This window comes from Stenotrophomonas sp. YAU14A_MKIMI4_1 (assembly GCF_003086855.1).
Lineage (GTDB): Bacteria > Pseudomonadota > Gammaproteobacteria > Xanthomonadales > Xanthomonadaceae > Stenotrophomonas.
The window spans coordinates 1,564,562-1,582,750 of sequence record NZ_CP025998.1; the positions used below are offsets into that span (position 1 = coordinate 1,564,562).

The following is an 18,189-nucleotide window of genomic DNA, read 5'->3' on the forward strand; positions in this document are numbered from 1 at the left end:
GCATGTCCCGTCGCACTTCCCGGATCATCGCCGCGTCTGCCTTCGCCGTGCTCGGCGTGGGCGGCTACTTCGCTTACAACCTGTTCGCCGCGCAGGGGCAGGGCGCCCTTGCCCAGGCGCCGCTGAACAACACCACATCGATCCCGCCGGCCTTCATCATGGCAGTGGACGATTCCAACTCGATGACCTTCGAGCGGATCTTCCGCGGTGGCGATGGCCGCATGCAGTGGAACGGCAGCAGCTTCTTCAGTTCGGCCGGCGTGTTCTACAACGTGGGTGAGGGCTGCAGCAACAACTCCACAGACTGCTATCTGTACCTGTTCCCGCATGCGAACTTCAACACTTCGTATTCGCCGGGCCGCGCGATCCCGCCGATCGATGCATTCGGCTTTGCCCGCTCGCCCACCTACAACGCCAGCTATTACAACCCGGCCGTGACCTACGAGCCGTGGAGCCTGCCGGTGCGTGACAGCGGCGGCAACATGCTCTGGCCGAACGCCACGTTCTCTGCGGCACGCGTTGATCCGCGTGACCCGACGGTCTACGGCACTGACTTCACTACCGGTTACAACACCGTGTATGACCTGTCCTCGCGCCAGGTCAACGGCGAGGCGTTCCAGTTCGTCACCGGCATGACCATTCCGGCCGGTACCCGCTACCGGTCGAACGGGCGCACCTGCAACAGCAACAACAACAATGGCAACGGCCTGGCCAGTTCGGGCAACGTCTGGACCAACCTGGGCAGTGACGTGCTGGTGCGTGCGGACTGCACGGTGCAGATCGCCTATGTACCGGCCACCTTCTACCTGCCGGCCGACCAGGCCGCGCCGGCCGGCTACCTCACCGGCGACGCCAACCGCCCGCTGATCAGCAATGCCTGCGGCCCGGGCTGCAACATGCGTCGCTACCAGATCCTGCCGGAGAACTACGGCGCCAATACGGCCGACCTGGCCAACGCGCAGCGCAACTTCGCCAACTGGTTCCAGTATCACCGCAACCGCATCCTGTCGATGGTCGGCTCGTCCTCGCACGCCATGGTGGGCGTGGACAACATGCGCGTGGGCTATTTCACCATCAATGCCCGCAACAACGTGACCATGTACGACGTGACCTCGCAGCGTCCGGACCTGTTTGGGCAGATCTACCGGCTCAAGCCCAATGGCGGTACCCCGAACCGCCAGGCCGTGGCCTACCTCGGCGAGCAGTTCCGACGCACCGACGCAGGTGCGCCGGTCATCCGTGCCTGCCAGAAGAACGGCGGCATGTTGTTCACCGACGGCTATACCAATGTGGGCAACTCGGCCAGCGGCTATGGCAATGCCGACAGCGCCGGCGGCACGTTCTTCCCCGCCCAGCCGTTCGCCGATGGCTACAGCAACACCATCGCCGATATCGCCGCGTCGTACTACGCAGGTGGCTCCACCCCGCTGCGCACGGGTGCCAGTTTCCCCACCGGCCTGGTCCCGGTGCCGGATCAGTGCAGCACGCTCAGCCAGTCCTCGCCTGACTGGAAGCGACTGGACTGCCAGACCAACCTGCACATGAACTTCTACGGCGTCACCCTGGGCGCGCAGGGCCTGATCTACGAGGTCAACCAGGCCGCCACCGATGACCCGTATGCCAACCCGCCGAACTGGAACGCCAATGGCGACCCGCTGACCGATGACGATGGTCGCGTGATCGACGAACTGTGGCACGCCGCCATCAACAGCCGCGGTGAGTTCATCAATGCCAAGACCCCGTCGGACGTGACCGAGGCCATGCGCCGGGTGCTGTCGGCGGTGGGGTCGGGGCAGACGCCGTCGGGTACGTTCGCACTCAGTGGCGCGCGCATCGGTACCGGTTCGCTGACCGTCACCCCGATGTACGACGTCCAGAACAACGGCACCGACTGGTACAGCAAGCTGACCGCCAGCAGCGTGTCGGTGAACCCCACCACCCGCGAGGCGCAGTACACCACGCGCTGGGAAGCCAGTGCGCAGATGCCTGCCGCGGCCGCGCGCAATGTGTTCTTCAACGACGGCAGCAGCGTGCGCAAGTTCAGCGGTACCACGGCCACCCTGGCCGGGCTCTGCAACCTGTCCAGCGCGCTGTACCCGGCGCAGTCGATCTGCACCGTTGCCAACCTGACCGCGCTGGGCGCCGATGCCAACAGCGCGGCCAACTACCTGCTGGGCGAAACTTCCGGTGAGGTGCGCAACGGCGGCAAGCTGCGTGACCGCACCACGGTGCTGGGTGACATCGTCAACTCCACGCCGGTGATCAGTGCGCCGGTGGACGACTTCGGCTACCGCGCGCTGGGTGGCACCCTTGGCACGAGCTATACCAACTACCTGACCAGCAAGCGCACCAACAACCGCTACGTGGTCTATGCCGGTGCCAACGACGGCATGCTGCATGCGTTCGACGGCGGCATGGACGCAGCCGGCACGGTCGGCGGCAATGGTGGTCGTGAGCTGTTCGGTTACATTCCGGCCACCTCGTACGGGCACATGGGCAACCTGCTGCTGCCTTACGACCCGACCAAGAAGAACGCCCAGCCGTTCGTGCACAAGTACTTCGTCGACGGTCCGCTGACCGTGGGCGATACCTTCTACGGTGGCGGCTGGCACACCACCCTGGTCGGCACCACCGGCGCCGGCGGGCGCGGCGTGTTCGCGCTGGACGTGACCACACCGGGCAGCTTCGCGGCGGGCAACCGTCTGTGGGAAATCAACGATCTGGCCGGTGATGCCACGGTGCGGGCCAACATCGGCCACGTGCTGGGCAAGCCGGTCATCGTTCCGGTGCGCGCGGCCGATGGCACGGTCAGCTGGAAGGCGATCTTCGGCAACGGCTATTCCAGCGCCAGCGGCAAGGCCGTGCTGTTCGTGGTCGATATCGGCACCGGTACGCCGACCATCCGCATGATCGAAGCGGGTGAGCCCAATTCCACCATCGCCGGGAGTAATGGCCTGGGCAACATCGTGGTGGTCGATCGGGTGAACAATCTCACCATCGACCCGGTCACCAACAAGCCGACCCGCGTGCGCGACGGTTACGCCGATACCGTGTATGCAGCTGACCTGAAGGGCGCGGTGTGGAAGTTCGACCTGACTTCCACCGCGACGTCAGTCACCGTGCCGGTGTTCACCACGGGCACCTTCGTGCAGGACGGGCAGACCTACCGCCAGCCGATTACCGGCGGCCTGCAGGTGGCATCGGGAGAGCGCGGCGGTGTGCTGGTGATGTTCGGTACCGGCAGCTTCTCGTTCAACGACGATACCCTGCCGATCTCGTCCACCCAGATCCAGAGCCTGTATGGCTTCAACGATGTGGTGAACGGTGCGGTCCTCACCACGCTCACGCGTGCCAACCTGACCCCGAACGCGGTGGTCACCACCAGCGGTTCGCGTACGCTGCAGGCCGGCAATGCACCGGCTTCGTCGCTGGGCTGGTACGTTGACCTGCCGGCCGGTGAACGTGCGGTGGGTTACCCGGAGCTGGCCTCGGGCATCCTGTTCATTCCCACCTATGCGCCGGTCACCATCACCAGTGGCTGCAGCACGTCGGGTGCGAACTGGCTGTTCGGGCTGAGTCCACGCAGCGGTGCCGGTGCGCTGTCCGGCGTGCGGGTGGGCTCGCCCACTGGTACCTCCGCCGCCGCCGGCACGGCTGCCATGTCGTTGAACTCGCCGGGCACCGCGCCGATCAAGGACGTGGGCGTATCAGTGGTGCCGCGCCTGCAGCCGCCGACCAATCCCAACGACGGCACGGGTGTGCCGACGGTGCCGGCCGGTGCGGGCTGCTGGATGGTGGTCAATGTGTCCGGCGCGCAGCCGCTGTACGTGCCGTATCCCTGTGGCCGCCAGTCCTGGCGCCAGATCCAGTAACGGAGATTCCTGCGATGTCACTCAAAGCAATCCGCGCAATGGGCCAGGTCCGCGGCTTCACCCTGATCGAGCTGATGATCACGGTGGCCGTGGTGGCGATCCTGGCGGCGGTGGCCTATCCGTCGTACACCGACCAGATCCGCAAGTCGCGGCGTGCGCAGGCCAAGGCGGACATGGTGGAGTACGCGCAGATGGCCGAGCGTTCGCACACCACCAACAACACCTACGCCAACTTCCGTTTCAGCAACGGCACCACCAGCATCCAGTCGCCGCGCGAAGGTGGTACGGCGCAGTACACGATCAGCATCCAGGCCGCGCAGGGCACCTTCACCCTGACGGCGGCGCCGCAGGGCGCGCAGGCCAAGGACAAGTGCGGCACGATGACGGTCAACCAGGCCAATGTGAAGACACCGAGCGCCAGTGCGGTGGCCGGTTGCTGGTGATTTCGCGCAGGGGTGTTGCATCGGCGCGCAGCAGCTACTAGAATGCGCCTCCCCGCCCGAATAGCTCAGCCGGTTAGAGCACTTGACTGTTAATCAGGGGGTCGTTGGTTCGAGTCCAACTTCGGGCGCCAGATCCTGCAGAAGCCGCGAGAAATCGCGGCTTCTGCTTTTCTGCGTCCGGCATCCGCGTGCTTCAGCAGGGTTCCGGCGACGCGCTGCGCAGCGAGCGCACACGCCCGGTATTGCTCACCACCACTTCGGCCTGCGTCAGGCCGCGCTGGCAGACGCGGATGCGCGCATTGCTGCCCGCGCTGCGCCCGCTGGCACGAAACACGATGTGCGGGCGACCGTGCGTGCTGAAGGCCTGCAATGAGGAATGGCTCTGAAGCTGGCGCGCGGCCAGTGGTGGTGCCGGATCGGCCTCATCCGGCCGTGGTTGTTCGGCGCGCAGCAGCCAGCCCTGGCTCCAGTCCTGCCCGCACTGCAGGCCGTCGCTGCTAGGGCAGGCCAGCACGGAGCGGCGGTGGGTAAGCGCCGTGCTGCGGGCCTGGTTCAGCGCCGTGTGCAGCTGCATGCGCAGCTGGTCGGCGCGCAGGCGATCCAGCAGGCCCGCGAACGGCGGCGCCGCCAGGCAGGCCAGGATCGCCAGCACCGCAATGGCCAGCAGCAGTTCGGCCAGGGTGTGGCCGGGGGCAGGGGAGAGCATCAGGCGGACTCCAGCAGCGGGCAGGGCACCAGCCTCCGCCCGCGGGCGGCGCGACACCATCGGGTTTTGCCGCTGCCTGAATCGGGTTATGGTTCAACCGGTCGTCACTGGAGTGGCCGGTATACTGCGGGTTCCTGGGATCTGGCAGCACCATGAGCGACAGCTTTCAACTCGTTTCGCCCTATTCGCCGGCTGGCGACCAGCCCGATGCCATTGCGAAGCTGACCGACAATTTCCAGGCCGGCATCGCCAAGCAGACCCTGCTGGGCGTCACCGGTTCTGGCAAGACCTACACCATCGCCAACGTCATCCAGAACGTGCAGAAGCCGACGCTGATCATGGCGCCGAACAAGACGCTGGCGGCGCAGCTGTATGGTGAGTTCAAGGCGTTCTTCCCGCACAACGCGGTGGAGTACTTCGTCAGCTATTACGATTACTACCAGCCCGAAGCGTACGTGCCTTCGTCGGACACCTTCATCGAGAAGGACAGTTCGATCAACGAGCACATCGAGCAGATGCGCCTTGCCGCCACCAAGACCCTGCTGTCGCGCCCGGATGCGATCGTGGTCGCCACGGTGTCGGCCATCTACGGCCTGGGCGCGCCGGAGGACTATCTGTCGCTGCGCCTGATCCTGTCCAAGGGTGAGCGCATCGACCAGCGCGACCTGATCAACCATCTGACCCAGCTGCAGTACACGCGCAACGAGTACGAACTGCAGCGCGGCACCTTCCGCGTGCGCGGCGAAGTGATCGATGTGTTTCCGGCCGAGTCGGACAGCGAGGCCCTGCGCATCGAGCTGTTCGATGGCGAGGTCGAGAAGATCACGATGTTCGATCCGCTCACCGGCGAGACGATGCGCAACCTGCAGCGCTTCACCGTGTACCCGAAGACCCACTACGCCACCACCCGCGAGCGCGTGCTGGCGGCGGTTGAAACCATCAAGGTGGAGTTGAAGGAGCGGCTGGAGCAGCTGTACGCGCAGAACAAGCTGGTCGAGGCCCAGCGCCTGGCCCAGCGCACCCAGTTCGACATCGAGATGATGGCCGAGGTGGGCTTCTGCAACGGCATCGAAAACTACTCGCGGCACCTGACCGGCAAGAATGCCGGCGAGCCGCCACCGACCCTGTTCGATTACCTGCCGCCGGATGCGCTGCTGGTGATCGACGAATCGCACGTGACCATTCCGCAGATCGGTGCCATGTTCAAGGGCGACCGGTCACGCAAGGAGACCCTGGTCGAGTTCGGTTTCCGCCTGCCTTCGGCGCTGGACAACCGGCCGCTGCGCTTCGAGGAATGGGAAGCGCGCTGCCCGCGCAGCATCTACGTCTCGGCCACGCCGGGCCCGTACGAGCTGCGCGAGTCGGCCGATGAGATCACCGAACTGGTGGTACGCCCGACCGGCCTGATCGATCCGGTGGTGGAAATCCGCCCGGTCGGCACCCAGGTCGACGACCTGATGAGCGAGGCCAACGAGCGCATCAAGGCGGGCGATCGCGTGCTGGTCACCACGCTGACCAAGCGCATGGCCGAAAACCTGACCGAGTACCTGACCGAGCATGGCATCCGCGTGCGCTACCTGCATTCGGACGTGGACACCGTCGAACGCGTGGAGATCATCCGTGACCTGCGCCTGGGCAAGTTCGACGTGCTGGTGGGCATCAACCTGCTGCGCGAAGGCCTGGACATGCCCGAGGTGTCACTGGTGGCGATCCTGGACGCGGACAAGGAAGGCTTCCTGCGCTCCACCGGCTCGCTGATCCAGACCATCGGCCGCGCCGCGCGCAACGTGCGCGGCAAGGCGATCCTGTACGCCGACAAGATCACCCGTTCCATGCAGGCAGCGATCGACGAGACCGACCGCCGCCGGGCCAAGCAGGTCGAGTACAACGAAGAACACGGCATCGTGCCGCGTTCGGTGGCCCGGCCGATCACCGACGTACTGGAAGGTGCGCGCTCGGAAGCCGCCGAGAAGGAAGCGCGCAAGGGCAAGGGCAAGGCCCGTGGCGGCGTGGCCGAGCCGGCGACGGACTACCGCTCGCTCAGCCCGGCCCAGCTTGCTTCACGCCTGAAGGCGCTGGAACAACAGATGTACCAGCACGCCAAGGACCTCGAGTTCGAGGATGCCGCGCGTGTGCGTGACCAGATCCGGCAGCTGAAGGAAGCCAGCCTTGGCTGAACGGGCCAACGTCGGCTGCCTTCACAAAACTATTGCGCTGGCGCGCCGGCATCCGTAATATACGCGGCCTGCACCGACGCAATCGCGGAAATGCAGGAAAAACGGGCGGTTAGCTCAGCGGTAGAGCACTACCTTGACATGGTAGGGGTCACAGGTTCGAACCCTGTACCGCCCACCACGAAGTCCCTGGCAAGGGGCTGTCGTGAGAAAGACAAACCCGGCCGGCAAGCCGGGTTTTTCAGTCCAGACATGCAGATTCATTGGGCGGTTAGCTCAGCGGTAGAGCACTACCTTGACATGGTAGGGGTCACAGGTTCGAACCCTGTACCGCCCACCACCTGGCTCCCGGCATTGCCGGTGCAGCGGTGGAAATCCCGAACGCCGGCCCTGGGCCGGCGTTTTCGTTTCTGCCGCCCGGCTAGAAACGGATCATGCTGCACATCCGCACCGGCTTCGAGCTGCGCACGATGCCCTTTTCCGTGCGGCACTGCGCTACCTGATCGTCAGCCCGGGCCCGGCAGTCCGGGCACAGCGCGGCCAGTTCCTTGTCGGTACGCACCGGGTCCGCGCACAGGCGCTGCACATGGCTGGCACGCCGCTCGGCGGCCTCGTCAGGCGGCAGGGCCTGGCCGGCGGCGTTCACGATCGTGTAGTCGGCGAAGGGCTGCGGCAGCGCACACTGCGCGCGCGTGGTGTCGACGAAGCGACGTTCCAGCTCGCTGCGCAGGCGTGCGCCCAGGCGATCACAGGCGGCCCCCTGGGCGCGCGATGTTGCCGGCGACACGTGTGGATTGACGAACGTGGGGCGGGAGCGAATCTCGCTACCGAACGGGCAGCAGCCCGCAAGCAGCACGCACGCCAGCATCAGGCCCGCGCGGATGAAAGAAGACAGGGTCATGGCGCATCCTTTCGACAGGCGCCCATGCTTGCATCATCGGCGCTGCCGCGGATGAACCGCGACCCTCATTGCGATGAAGACAGCATGCGTGCGCTGCTGACGCGCAGGCGATGCTGCAGCTGCCAGCCGCCGTCGGTCTGCCGCCACAGGCCCAGCGTGCGCGTGCGCTGGGTGGTATCGCGTTCCCAGCACAGCACGCTGTCCTGGCCAAGGCGCACCTGTACGTGCGCCACCGGCAGCGTTTCGTCACCACCGAGCACGGCGGCATACAGCAGAAGCAGGGCAAGCATCGGCATGGCACGGTGCTCCGGAAAGGGAGCCCAGCCTGTCACCGGCGCGCGGCGGCCGGTAGCGGCATGCGACGAAGCGTGGAAAACCGCGTGCCAAGCGCATGGGTCGAGGATGAATCCGGGGCCAGGGACACCCGGACCCGCTGCGTCGCGCGCTCAGGCGGCGGCAAACGCTTGGCGCAGGCTGTGCAGCGAGGCCTGGCGGTGTGCGCTGGCGCACGGCTCGTCCATTTCCAGTTCCTGCAGGCGCAGCCCCACCAGCGTCATCGACAGCACATAGCCGCGCGCGGCGGCATCGGCCGCCCGCGACGCACCCAGCGCATGGCGGGTGAGCGCGTCCACGTGGGCCAGGTCCGGCAGCAGGCCCAGGTACACGCGCTCGGCGCTGTCCAGGTCGGGGGCGCGCAGGATCGCGTGTGCGTCGGGGAGGGGGCTGGCGGCAGCCATGCTAGGTCCTTCTGGGCAATGAATGCGCGGCGCTAGAAGGCGCGCATCAATGAAATGAACGCGGAGGTCTGGCTGCCATCGCGGGTCATCGGGCTGTCTTTCACCGCATCGCCGAACCACTCGTTGGCGACCACGCCGGTGGCACGCCACTTGCTGCCCAGCGGCGTGCTGACCGCGATCTGCAGGCTGGGCGAGGTGGCGCTGCCTGGGCGGTAGGCCGCCAGGCCCGAACGCAGGGCTTCTTCGTTGGAAATGCCGTAGTAGTAGTCCAGCAGGCGCGCACTGGAATGCACCACGCCCACCCGCGGCACCCAGGTGAAACGGCCGGCCTGGATCGGGTAGCTGTAGTGCAGGCTCGATTCCATGCCGCCGCCGTGGCCGCTGACTTCACGCTGCACGCTGGCACCCACGATGCCCCAATCCGCCTTGTACTCGGCATTGACGCCGGCCATGGCCGACATCTGCCGGCTGTGCAGGCGGCGCAGCTGCGCATCGTTCACATCGTCGGTCTTGAAGCGCAGCGTGTAAGGCGTGACCACCGCCGATACCCGCAGGCCATCGGCCTTGTACAGGTGCATGCCCAGCGAGCCGGGGCTGGCGAAGAAGCGCTTGCCCTGCCATGCCAGCGCCGGCACCACCAGCGGCTTGTCATCGTAGTGCGCGTACGCACCGGTGGTCGCACCAATGGTGATGCCGGCCTGCACGCCCGGTGCGGCCTCCTGGTCCTGGGCGGTTGCCAGCAGCGGCGTGGAGAGAGCGACGGTGCACAGCAGGGGGCGCAGCAGGGCAGAGGAGCGCAGGGACATCGAGGGACGACTTGGCAGGGAACAAGCCCCCATGCTGCGCCGCCAACATTGTCGGAACATTGCGCGGTCGGTGGACGCGACGAGCACGTCGACGTGCCGCCACAGGCACTATCATCGGCAGCGATTTCCGCCACCGAGCTTCCGATGCGCATCCTTCTGGTCGAAGATGATCCCGATCTGTCCCGTGCCCTGCAGAGTGGGCTGGAGCGGCAGGGCGTGGTCGCCGACGTGGTCGGCAGCCTGGCCGAGGCGGCACTGGCCCTGCGCGAACCGGTACACCAGCTGCTGCTGCTGGACCGGCAGCTGCCCGATGGCGATGGCGTGGCCTTCGTCGCCACCGCCCGCGCACTGCGCCCCAATCTGCCGGTGATCATGCTGACCGCCAAGGGCGCGCTGTCGGACAAGGTGGAAGGGCTGGACGTGGGTGCCGATGATTACCTGGTCAAACCGGTCGCCATCGAAGAACTGATGGCGCGCATCCGCGCGGTATCGCGGCGGCCGACGGCCATGGTGACCCCGCGCCTGGTGCTGGGCCGGCTGGCATTCGACTTCGAATCGCTGCAGGCCGAGGTCGATGGTCAGCTGCTGGCGCTGCCGCGGCGCCAGGTGCTGGTGCTGCAGGCACTGGCCATGCGCCAGGGGCGCACCGTCACCCGCAGCGCGCTGGAAGCGGCGGTGTACGGTTTCGATGACGAGATCCAGTCCAATGCGCTGGACGCGCATATTTCCAAGCTGCGCAAGGCGCTGCACCAGGCCGGGGCGGGCGTGGAAATCCACGTGATCCGCGGCGTCGGTTATCTGCTGGCGGAGGTCTGAGATGGCCCGGCAGATCCGTTCGATCACCCTGGGCCTGGCCTGGCGGCTGTTCCTGGCACAGGCCTTCACCGTGCTGTTCGCCGTGGCCGCGCTGATCATCACTTGGGGTGACAAGGACACCTGGGGCATGGACATGTTCATGGCCGAGGACGTGGCCGACGCGCTGCGCAGCGTGGATGGCCGCCTGCAGCTGGACGAAGCCCGTTGGCAGAAGGTCGATGCGCGCGCCGGCGGCAACCTGTGGTTCGCCGCAGTGGACGACCGCGGCGCGTGGCTGGAACGTGGCAAGGTGCCCAGCGTGCATGCGCCGTTGCTGGCGCGCCTGCCGACGCTGGGCGCGACCGAGCTGGGTTCGCTGGTGCCGCCCTACCTGGATGTGGCGCGGGTGATGATCCGCTACGACGAAGGCCGGCGCATCACGGTGATGGTTGGCGGCGCGCCCAAGGGCGGCCTGGTCGACGGCGCGCTGATGGTGCTGCGGCTGATCGGCTTGTGGTTCTTCCTGCCGCTGATCGTGGTCACCCTGCTGGTGATGCCTACCGTGATCCACCGCGCCATGCGCGGCGTGCGCCGTTCCGCGCAGCAGGCCAAGGAGCTGGATGTGGGCCAGCCCGGCGCGCGGCTGGATGCGCAGCTGGTGTCCACCGAAATCGCGCCCCTGGTCGAAGCCTTCAACGATGCCATCGACAAGGTGCAGCAGGGTTACGCCGCGCGTGACAAATTCCTGGCCGATGCCGCCCACGAACTGCGCGTGCCGATCGCGGTGGTGCAGGCGCGTCTTTCGCAGCTGCCGCAGGGCGAACTGAAATCGCAGCTGCTGACCGATGTGGCGCGGCTGGGCAATGTCGCCGAACATCTGCTGGACCTGCAGCGGCTGGATCGCAACACCACCGCACTGCAGCGGCTGGACCTGGCGCACCTGGTGCGGGAAGCGGCGGCCGAACTGGCACCGCTGGTGGTGGGGGCCGGCTATGGCTTCGAAGTGGATGCGCCCGACACCCCGGTGTGGATCCAGGGCGACGGGCTGGCGCTGGGCCGGGTGATCGCCAACCTGGTGCACAACGCCATCGTGCACGGCGGTGGTCGCGGCACCATCTGCGTGCGGGTGGACCCGCAGGGCCTGCTGGACGTCAGCGACCAGGGCGCCGGTGTGCCGGTGGGCGATCGCGAAGCGATCTTCGAGCCATTCCACCGGCTGCGTGCGGCCGGCAACGGCAGTGGCCTGGGCCTGCACCTGGTGAAGGAAATCGTGCAGCACCATGGCGGCAGCGTGAGCGTGGGGGAAGCGCCGGGCGGCGGTGCGCGGTTCCGGGTGAACTTCCACCGCGGGGCGTCACGCCGAAGCGAACGCTGACGGCGCAGCACGGCGTTGGCTGATGGCCGTTGCGGGCGGCATGCCTGCAGGCTGGGGGCATGGCCGCGACCGTGCCCCTGTCTGCCTGCCTTGGCCCCGGTTGCGCCGCTGCGCTGGTGCTGGGGGTGCTGGCCTGTAGTGCTGCGTCGGCCCTGCTGCCGATGTGGCTGGGCGTGCTGCTGGTGGTGGTGGCGTTGCCGGGCTGGCTGCTGCGCTGGCGCGGCCGGGTGGTGGCGGCCGCCGTATTCGGTCTCGGCTGGGCGACGTGCCACGGCCATGCAGCGCTGCAACAGCAGTGGCCGCCAGGTGCTGCGGCGCAGGTGGTGCAGGTGCGCGGTCGGGTGGTCGATCTGCCGACCCATGCCCGCGACCACACCCGCTTCACGCTGCAGGTCGCGCACGCCGATGGCCTGCCCGCCCTGCGTGGCCGTCGGCTGCAGGTGCGTTGGTCTGCGCTGAAAGGGGCCGAGGCGCGCAACGGCGGCGTTGCCGCGGAGCAGCGCCATGCCGTGCGTGCCGGCGCGCAGTGGCAGCTGGCGTTGCGGATACGAGCGCCGCGTTCGCGCATCAATCCCGGCGGCTTCGACGGTGAACGCCATGCACTGCTGCAGGGGCTGGCAGGCAACGCCAGCGTGCAGCAGCAGCGGCCCCCCCGGCTGCTGCGCCCGGCCCACGGCCTGCTGGCATGGCGCGAATCCTGCAGCGATGCCATCGCCACCCAGGTCGGGCGCCCCTCGGCGCGCTTCGTGCAGGCGCTGGCGCTGGGCGATACCCGCGGGCTGACCGATACCGACTGGGAGCACCTGCGTGCATTGGGCCTGACCCACCTCATTGCGATATCCGGCTTCCACGTGGGGCTGGTGGCCGGCTTCGGTGCGTTGCTGTGTGCAATGTCGTGGCGGCTGTGGGCGCCGCTGGCGGTCCACGTGCCGCGCCCGCAGGCGGCCGCCCTCGCGGCGGCGCTGGCGGCGGGCGGCTACACCTTGCTGGCCGGTGCCGAGCTGCCGACGGTGCGCACGGCCCTGATGATCGCGGTGGTGGCACTGGCCCGGGTGGCGCGGCGGCCCGTATCGGTGCCGCAATGCCTGGCCCTGGCCGCGCTGCTGATGGTGCTGCCGGCACCGTTGTCGATCCTGTCGGCCGGCTTCTGGCTCAGTTTCGGTGGCGTCCTGTGGCTGTTGTGGTGCCTGCCGCAGCAACGCCCGCATGGGCTGTGGCAGCACGTGCGCACCGCGCTGGCGGGGCAGGGCGTGGCCAGCGTCGCGCTGCTGCCGCTGGCGGTCGCGCTGTTCGGCGGAACCGCGCGCTGGGGGCCCCTGCTGAACCTGCCGATCATTCCCTGGTGGAGCCTGGTGGTGGTGCCGGTCGCGCTGGCCGGTACCGCGCTGCACGCCGTGCATGACGGCGCGGGGCGCTGGCCGTGGCGGGCGGCGGCCTGGCTGTTCGAACTCAGCTGGCAGGCGTTGCAGCCGCTGGCGGCGCAGCCACAGGCCATGTGGTGGCTGGCCGAAGCGCCACGCTGGGCACTGCCGGCGGCGGTCGTGGGGGTGTTCTGGTGGCTGCTGCCGCGCGGCAGTGGCGGCCTGCTGGTCGGTGGGCTGTTGTGCCTGCCGCTGCTCTGGCCAGCGGCGCCGGCGCCGCGCCACGGCGAGGTTGAGCTGCTGGTGCACGATGTGGGGCAGGGCGCCGCAGTCCTGGTGAGAACGGCCACCCATGCGCTGTGGTACGACGCCGGGCCGCCCGGCGGCGCCGAGGCAGCGGAGCGGGTGCTGATGCCGGCCGTACGCGCGCTGGGGCAGGCACCGCCACGGCTTCTGCTGCTCAGCCACGATCACCTGGATCACGCCGGCGGGCTGCCGGCACTGCGCCGGCAGCTGCCGGGGCTGCAGGTGCTGGCCCCGCCCGGGCAGGCGCCGCCCGGCGCCCAGGCCTTCTGCCGACAGGGCCTGCGCTGGCAGTGGGACGGGGTCGATTTCCAGGTGCTTCACCCCGGCCGCACCGCGGTCGCGGATGGCAATGAAGCCAGCTGCGTGCTGCGCATTGCCGGCGCCCACGGGGCCGTGCTGTTGCCGGGCGATATCGGCCGCAGCGCCGAACAGCGGCTGCTGCAGGAGCGCCCGCACCACCTGCGCGCCGACGTGGTGCTGGTGCCGCACCACGGCAGCGGCGGCAGCTCCAGCCCGGCCTGGGTGGCGGCGGTGCAGCCCCGGCTGGCGCTGGTCTCGGCCGGCCACCAGAACCGCTTTGGGCACCCGAAACGTGACGTAGTGCAGCGCTGGCGCGCAGCGGGCGCCGAAGTGCTGGTCACCGCCGACACCGGCGCGATCCGCGTATGGCTTGGCGCACAAGGCCTGCAGGTGCGCGAACAGCGGGTCCACGCAGCCCGGTGGTGGGATGCCGCTGGGCGGGCACGGTCGGCTGCTATCCTATCGTCGATCGAACAAGCGGCCGATGGGCCGGAGGGTTGAAACGTGTGGGAACTGGTCAAGGCCGGTGGCTGGCCGATGGTGCCGCTGCTGCTGTTGGGCGTACTGGCTTTGGCAATCGTCCTGGAGCGTTTCTGGTCCCTGCGGCGTAACGAGGTGCTGCCGCCTGGCCTGGGCCAGGAAGTGCGCAACTGGGCCGCACGCGGCAAGCTCGACCCGGCCCACCTGCAGACCCTGCGCGCCAACTCGCCGCTGGGCGCCCTGCTGGCGGCCGCGCTGGAAGCCCGCAACCGCCCGCGCGACCAGATCCGCGAGCGCATCGAAGACACCGGCCGCCACCTGGTGCATCGCATGGAACGTTTCCTCAATGCGCTGGGCACCATCGCCTCGGCCGGCCCGCTGCTGGGCCTGCTGGGCACCGTCATCGGCATGATCCAGATGTTCCTGGGCATCCTCGACCACGGCGTGGGCGATGTGAACCAGCTCGCCGGCGGTATCGGCAAGGCGCTGGTCTGCACCGCCACCGGCATGATCGTGGCCATTCCGGCGCTGATGTTCCATCGCTACTTCAAGGGCCGCATCCACGGCTACGTGGTGGAGATGGAGCAGGAGGCCAGTGCCCTGCTGGACACGCTCGATGGTCGCCCGGGGGTGATGAACCCGGCCCCGGTCGCGCGCGCCGCAGCGCCTGCCACGGCCAAGGCCTGATCGATGCGCATCGGCAACGACCGATCCCAGGATGAGCCGCACATCGACCTGGTGCCGCTGATCGACGTCATCCTGGTGCTGATCATCTTCTTCGTGGTCACCACCACCTTCGATGCGCGCTCGACCCTGCAGGTGCAGCTGCCGACGGCCAGCGACCAGCAGAACCCCGAACCGCCGCGTTCGCTTAGCGTGCTGATCAACGCCGAAGGCCGTTACTTCATCAACGACCAGGAAGTGCTGCGCAGCGACGTTGAATCGGTCAAGCAGACCATCGCCGCCGTTGCCGGCAGCGACCGCCAGCAGACCGTGCTGCTGCGCGCCGACGCACGCACTCCCTACCAGGCCGTGGTCACCGCGCAGGATGCGCTGGGCCAGCTCGGCTTCCGCCGTATCGCAATCGCAACAGCGCCAGAGGTGCGTCCATGAGTTCCAAACACGCGCCAGTGTGGCCGATCTACAAACGCCTGCTCGGCTATACCCGGGCTTACTGGGTGTTCATGGTGGCCGCCGTCATCGCCATGGTGGTCGAGGCCCTGGCCGGGTACCACTTCACCAAGCTGATGGAGCCGCTGGTCAACCGTGGCTTCGTCAACCCCGAGCCGCGCATGGCGGTGATCCTGCCGCTGACCATCCTTGGCCTGTTCATGATGCGCAGCCTGGCCACCTGGGTGAGCGATTACACGCTGGCCAAGACCGGCCGCAGCGTGGTGCGCGACCTGCGTGAGCAGGTGCTGCACAAGTACCTGCACCTGCCGTCGTCGCACTTCGACAACGAAGCCACGCCGGTGATGGTCAGCCGCCTGAACTTCGATACCGAGCAGGTCACCCAGGCCAGTGCCGATGCGCTGAAGACCGTGGTGGCCGATACCCTGACCATCATCGCCATGCTGGTGGTGATGCTGCAGATGAGCGTGAAGGTGACCCTGGCGATGCTGCTGGTGGTGCCGCTGATCGGTGCCATCGTGTCCTATGTCGGCAAGCGCTACCGGCGCATCAGCCGTGGCATCCAGGACGGCATGGGCACCATGGCGCAGACCGCCGAGCAGTCGCTGGCCGCGCAGCAGGAAGTGAAGGTGCACGGCACCCAGCAGCACGAGATGACCCGCTATTCGCGCCTGGCCAACCGCATGCTGGCGCTGAACATGAAGGTGGAAGTGACCCGTGCGGCCGCCTCCAGCGTGGTCCAGTTCCTGGCCGCGCTGGCGCTGGCGGTGATCGTCTGGGTGTCCACCCGCGAAGCCCTGGCCGGCAAGCTCAACGCGGGTCAGTTCATGGGCCTGATGACCTCGATGATGGCCATCATTCCTTCGCTGCGCCGCTTGACCAGCGTGCAGACGTCGATCTCGCGCGGCGTGGCCGCCGCCGAGCGCCTGTTCGGCATCATCGACATGCCGGTCGAACGTGATACCGGCACCACCCGCGTGCAGCGCGTGCGTGGCGAACTGTCGTTCGACCACGTGATGCTGCGCTACCGCGAAGACAGCGGCATCGCGCTGGACGACATCAGCTTCGTGGCCAGGCCCGGTACGGTCACCGCCATCGTCGGCCGGTCCGGCAGCGGCAAGACCAGCCTGATCCGGCTGGTGCCGCGCTTCTACGAGCCCAGCGGCGGCGTCATCGCGCTCGACGGGGTGCCGCTGGACGAGTACCCGCTGTCCGACCTGCGCCGGCAGGTGGCCATGGTCGGGCAGAAGGTCATGCTGTTCGATGACACCATCGCCGCCAACATCGCCTACGGCATGGACGCGACCGACGAACAGATCCGGGCCGCGGCCGAAGCGGCCAATGCCTGGGAGTTCATCGCGCGCATGCCGCAACAGCTGCAGACGCCGGTGGGCGAGAACGGCGCGCTGCTGTCCGGCGGCCAGCGCCAGCGCCTGGCGATTGCCCGCGCGATCCTGCGTGATGCCCCCATCCTGATCCTGGATGAGGCGACCGCGGCGCTGGACAACGAATCCGAACGCCTGGTGCAGGATGCGCTGCAGCGCCTGATGCCCGAGCGCACCACGCTGGTGATCGCGCACCGCCTGTCCACCATCGAACACGCCGACCAGGTGCTGGTGATGGATCACGGCCGTATCGTCGAACGCGGCACCCACCAGGAACTGCTGGCCATGGGCGGGTTGTACCAGCACCTGCACAGCATGCAGTTCCGCGACAGGCAGGACTGATGGCTGCAAAGGGCACCCAGACCCCCGCGTACTGGTACGACGGCAGCCCGGTACCGTGGCCGATGCGCCTGCTGGCACCGGTCTACGCCGGCATTGCCGGCCTGCGCCGGCAGCTGTACCGCCGTGGCTGGCGCAAGCGCCATGCGCTGCCGGTGCCGGTCATCGTGGTCGGCAACATCACCGCGGGCGGCACCGGCAAGACGCCGCTGACGATCGAACTGGTCAACCGCCTGCGCGAGGCCGGCTGGAAGCCGGGCGTGGCCAGCCGTGGCTATGGCCGCGACGACGCCGGCACCGCGCGCTGGGTGGACGCCGATACGTCCACCGCACTGGGCGGTGACGAACCGGTGCTGATCGCCTGGAAAACCGGCGTTCCCGTGCGCGTGGACAGCGACCGCGTGGCCGCGGGCAAGGCGCTGGTGGACGCCGGCTGCAACGTGATCGTCTGTGACGACGGTCTGCAGCATTACCGGTTGGCACGCGACATCGAGATCGAAGTCGTGGACGCACAGCGCCGCTATGGCAACGGCCGGATGATCCCGGCCGGGCCGTTGCGCGAGCCGGTCAGCCGCGCCGAGCATTGCGATTTCCGCGTGGTCAACCTGGGCCAGGCCGATGCGGCCGCGGCCGCGCAGGCCTGTGGGTTCGGCCAGTGGCCGATGGCCCTGCAGATCGACAGCGCGCAGCCGCTGCCGGGCGGGCGCAGTCGACCGCTGTCCTCGTTTGCCGGGCAGCGCGTGCACGCAGTGGCCGGCATCTCCCATCCGCAGCGCTTCTTCGACATGCTGCGCGCGCGCGGCATCGGCGTGGTGCCGCACGCGTTCGCCGACCACCAGGTGTACCAGCCGCAGGACCTGTCCTTCGGCAGCCAGTTGCCGGTGCTGATGACCGAAAAAGACGCGGTGAAGTGCCGTGCCTTCGGCAACGACTGGCACTTTGCGGTGCCGCTGCGTGCCGATCTGCCTGCCGCGTTCTGGGTGGCCCTGACCGACCGCCTGGACAAGCTGCGCCCGAACTGAGCGGCCGCCGGGCGCTTGCATCTGCGCGTTGCCGGCCGCATTCCTGCTGTATCGCG

15 protein-coding genes and 3 tRNA genes are annotated in these 18,189 nt (G+C 68.1%); 13 read left to right on the forward strand and 5 right to left on the reverse strand.

The genetic code is table 11. The features are described from left to right. The first annotated feature begins 2 nt into the window (after nt 1-2). The 3 genes from C1931_RS07155 (at nt 3) to C1931_RS07165 (ending at nt 4,446) form a co-directional block, all read left to right on the forward strand. Nucleotides 3-3,872 (forward strand): PilC/PilY family type IV pilus protein, encoded by a 3,870-nt coding sequence (locus tag C1931_RS07155; RefSeq protein ID WP_108755855.1) that lies wholly within the window; start codon nt 3-5, stop codon nt 3,870-3,872. A 14-nt stretch (nt 3,873-3,886) separates the two neighbouring features. Further along, nucleotides 3,887-4,315 (forward strand): type IV pilin protein, encoded by a 429-nt coding sequence (locus C1931_RS07160; protein WP_108752691.1) that lies wholly within the window; start codon nt 3,887-3,889, stop codon nt 4,313-4,315. 54 nt (nt 4,316-4,369) lie between these two features. Then, nucleotides 4,370-4,446, forward strand: a tRNA-Asn gene (locus tag C1931_RS07165). A 62-nt stretch (nt 4,447-4,508) separates the two neighbouring features. On the opposite strand, the gene C1931_RS07170 is transcribed toward C1931_RS07165, so the two are convergent. Then, nucleotides 4,509-5,021 carry a GspH/FimT family pseudopilin gene (locus tag C1931_RS07170; protein ID WP_159095454.1) on the reverse strand — a complete coding sequence of 171 codons (513 nt, stop codon included), beginning with the start codon at nt 5,019-5,021 and terminating at the stop codon, nt 4,509-4,511. Nucleotides 5,022-5,173: 152 nt separating this feature from the next. Between C1931_RS07170 and uvrB the strand changes: the two genes are divergently transcribed. From uvrB to C1931_RS07185, 3 genes are all read left to right on the forward strand, one after another. Next, nucleotides 5,174-7,198, forward strand: a complete 2,025-nt coding sequence (gene uvrB, locus C1931_RS07175) for an excinuclease ABC subunit UvrB (RefSeq protein ID WP_108755857.1) — start codon at nt 5,174-5,176, stop codon at nt 7,196-7,198. Nucleotides 7,199-7,301: 103 nt separating this feature from the next. After that, nucleotides 7,302-7,376, forward strand: a tRNA-Val gene (locus C1931_RS07180). A gap of 84 nt (nt 7,377-7,460) precedes the next feature. Then, a tRNA-Val gene (locus C1931_RS07185) sits at nt 7,461-7,535 on the forward strand. Between the two features lie 81 nt (nt 7,536-7,616). Here C1931_RS07185 and C1931_RS07190 read toward each other — a convergent pair. The 4 genes from C1931_RS07190 to C1931_RS07205 all read right to left on the reverse strand — a co-directional run bounded on the left by C1931_RS07190 (nt 7,617) and on the right by C1931_RS07205 (nt 9,639). Beyond that, a complete protein-coding gene (locus C1931_RS07190; protein ID WP_108755858.1) occupies nt 7,617-8,096 on the reverse strand; it encodes a hypothetical protein in 480 nt (159 codons plus the stop codon). Nucleotides 8,097-8,161: 65 nt separating this feature from the next. Next, complete coding sequence (locus tag C1931_RS07195; RefSeq protein WP_108755859.1) at nt 8,162-8,392, reverse strand: hypothetical protein; 231 nt, start codon at nt 8,390-8,392, stop codon at nt 8,162-8,164. Nucleotides 8,393-8,542: 150 nt separating this feature from the next. Beyond that, nucleotides 8,543-8,833 (reverse strand): hypothetical protein, encoded by a 291-nt coding sequence (locus C1931_RS07200; protein ID WP_108755860.1) that lies wholly within the window; start codon nt 8,831-8,833, stop codon nt 8,543-8,545. A 32-nt stretch (nt 8,834-8,865) separates the two neighbouring features. Next, entirely contained in the window at nt 8,866-9,639 is a 774-nt protein-coding gene (locus tag C1931_RS07205; RefSeq protein WP_108755861.1) for a MipA/OmpV family protein, read from the reverse strand. 144 nt (nt 9,640-9,783) lie between these two features. Here C1931_RS07205 and C1931_RS07210 point away from each other — a divergent pair, with 144 nt between their 5' ends. From C1931_RS07210 to lpxK, 7 genes are read left to right on the forward strand one after another with little or no spacing between them, the layout of a single operon-like run. Beyond that, nucleotides 9,784-10,455: a response regulator transcription factor gene (locus C1931_RS07210; protein ID WP_108755862.1), complete on the forward strand. Its 672-nt coding sequence runs from the start codon at nt 9,784-9,786 to the stop codon at nt 10,453-10,455. Nucleotide 10,456: 1 nt separating this feature from the next. Continuing rightward, complete coding sequence (locus tag C1931_RS07215) at nt 10,457-11,809, forward strand: HAMP domain-containing sensor histidine kinase (protein ID WP_108752699.1); 1,353 nt, start codon at nt 10,457-10,459, stop codon at nt 11,807-11,809. A gap of 59 nt (nt 11,810-11,868) precedes the next feature. Then, entirely contained in the window at nt 11,869-14,277 is a 2,409-nt protein-coding gene (locus C1931_RS07220) for a DNA internalization-related competence protein ComEC/Rec2 (RefSeq protein WP_108755863.1), read from the forward strand. 3 nt (nt 14,278-14,280) lie between these two features. After that, entirely contained in the window at nt 14,281-14,943 is a 663-nt protein-coding gene (locus tag C1931_RS07225) for a MotA/TolQ/ExbB proton channel family protein (RefSeq protein ID WP_108749182.1), read from the forward strand. A gap of 3 nt (nt 14,944-14,946) precedes the next feature. Beyond that, entirely contained in the window at nt 14,947-15,369 is a 423-nt protein-coding gene (locus C1931_RS07230) for a biopolymer transporter ExbD (RefSeq protein WP_108749183.1), read from the forward strand. Continuing rightward, nucleotides 15,366-17,114, forward strand: coding sequence for a lipid A export permease/ATP-binding protein MsbA (gene msbA / locus C1931_RS07235; protein ID WP_108755864.1), 1,749 nt, complete (start codon nt 15,366-15,368; stop codon nt 17,112-17,114). The genes C1931_RS07230 and msbA overlap by 4 nt, the downstream gene beginning before the upstream one ends. Next, nucleotides 17,114-18,133, forward strand: a complete 1,020-nt coding sequence (gene lpxK / locus C1931_RS07240) for a tetraacyldisaccharide 4'-kinase (protein WP_108755865.1) — start codon at nt 17,114-17,116, stop codon at nt 18,131-18,133. The genes msbA and lpxK overlap by 1 nt, the downstream gene beginning before the upstream one ends. Nucleotides 18,134-18,189 lie beyond the last annotated feature (56 nt).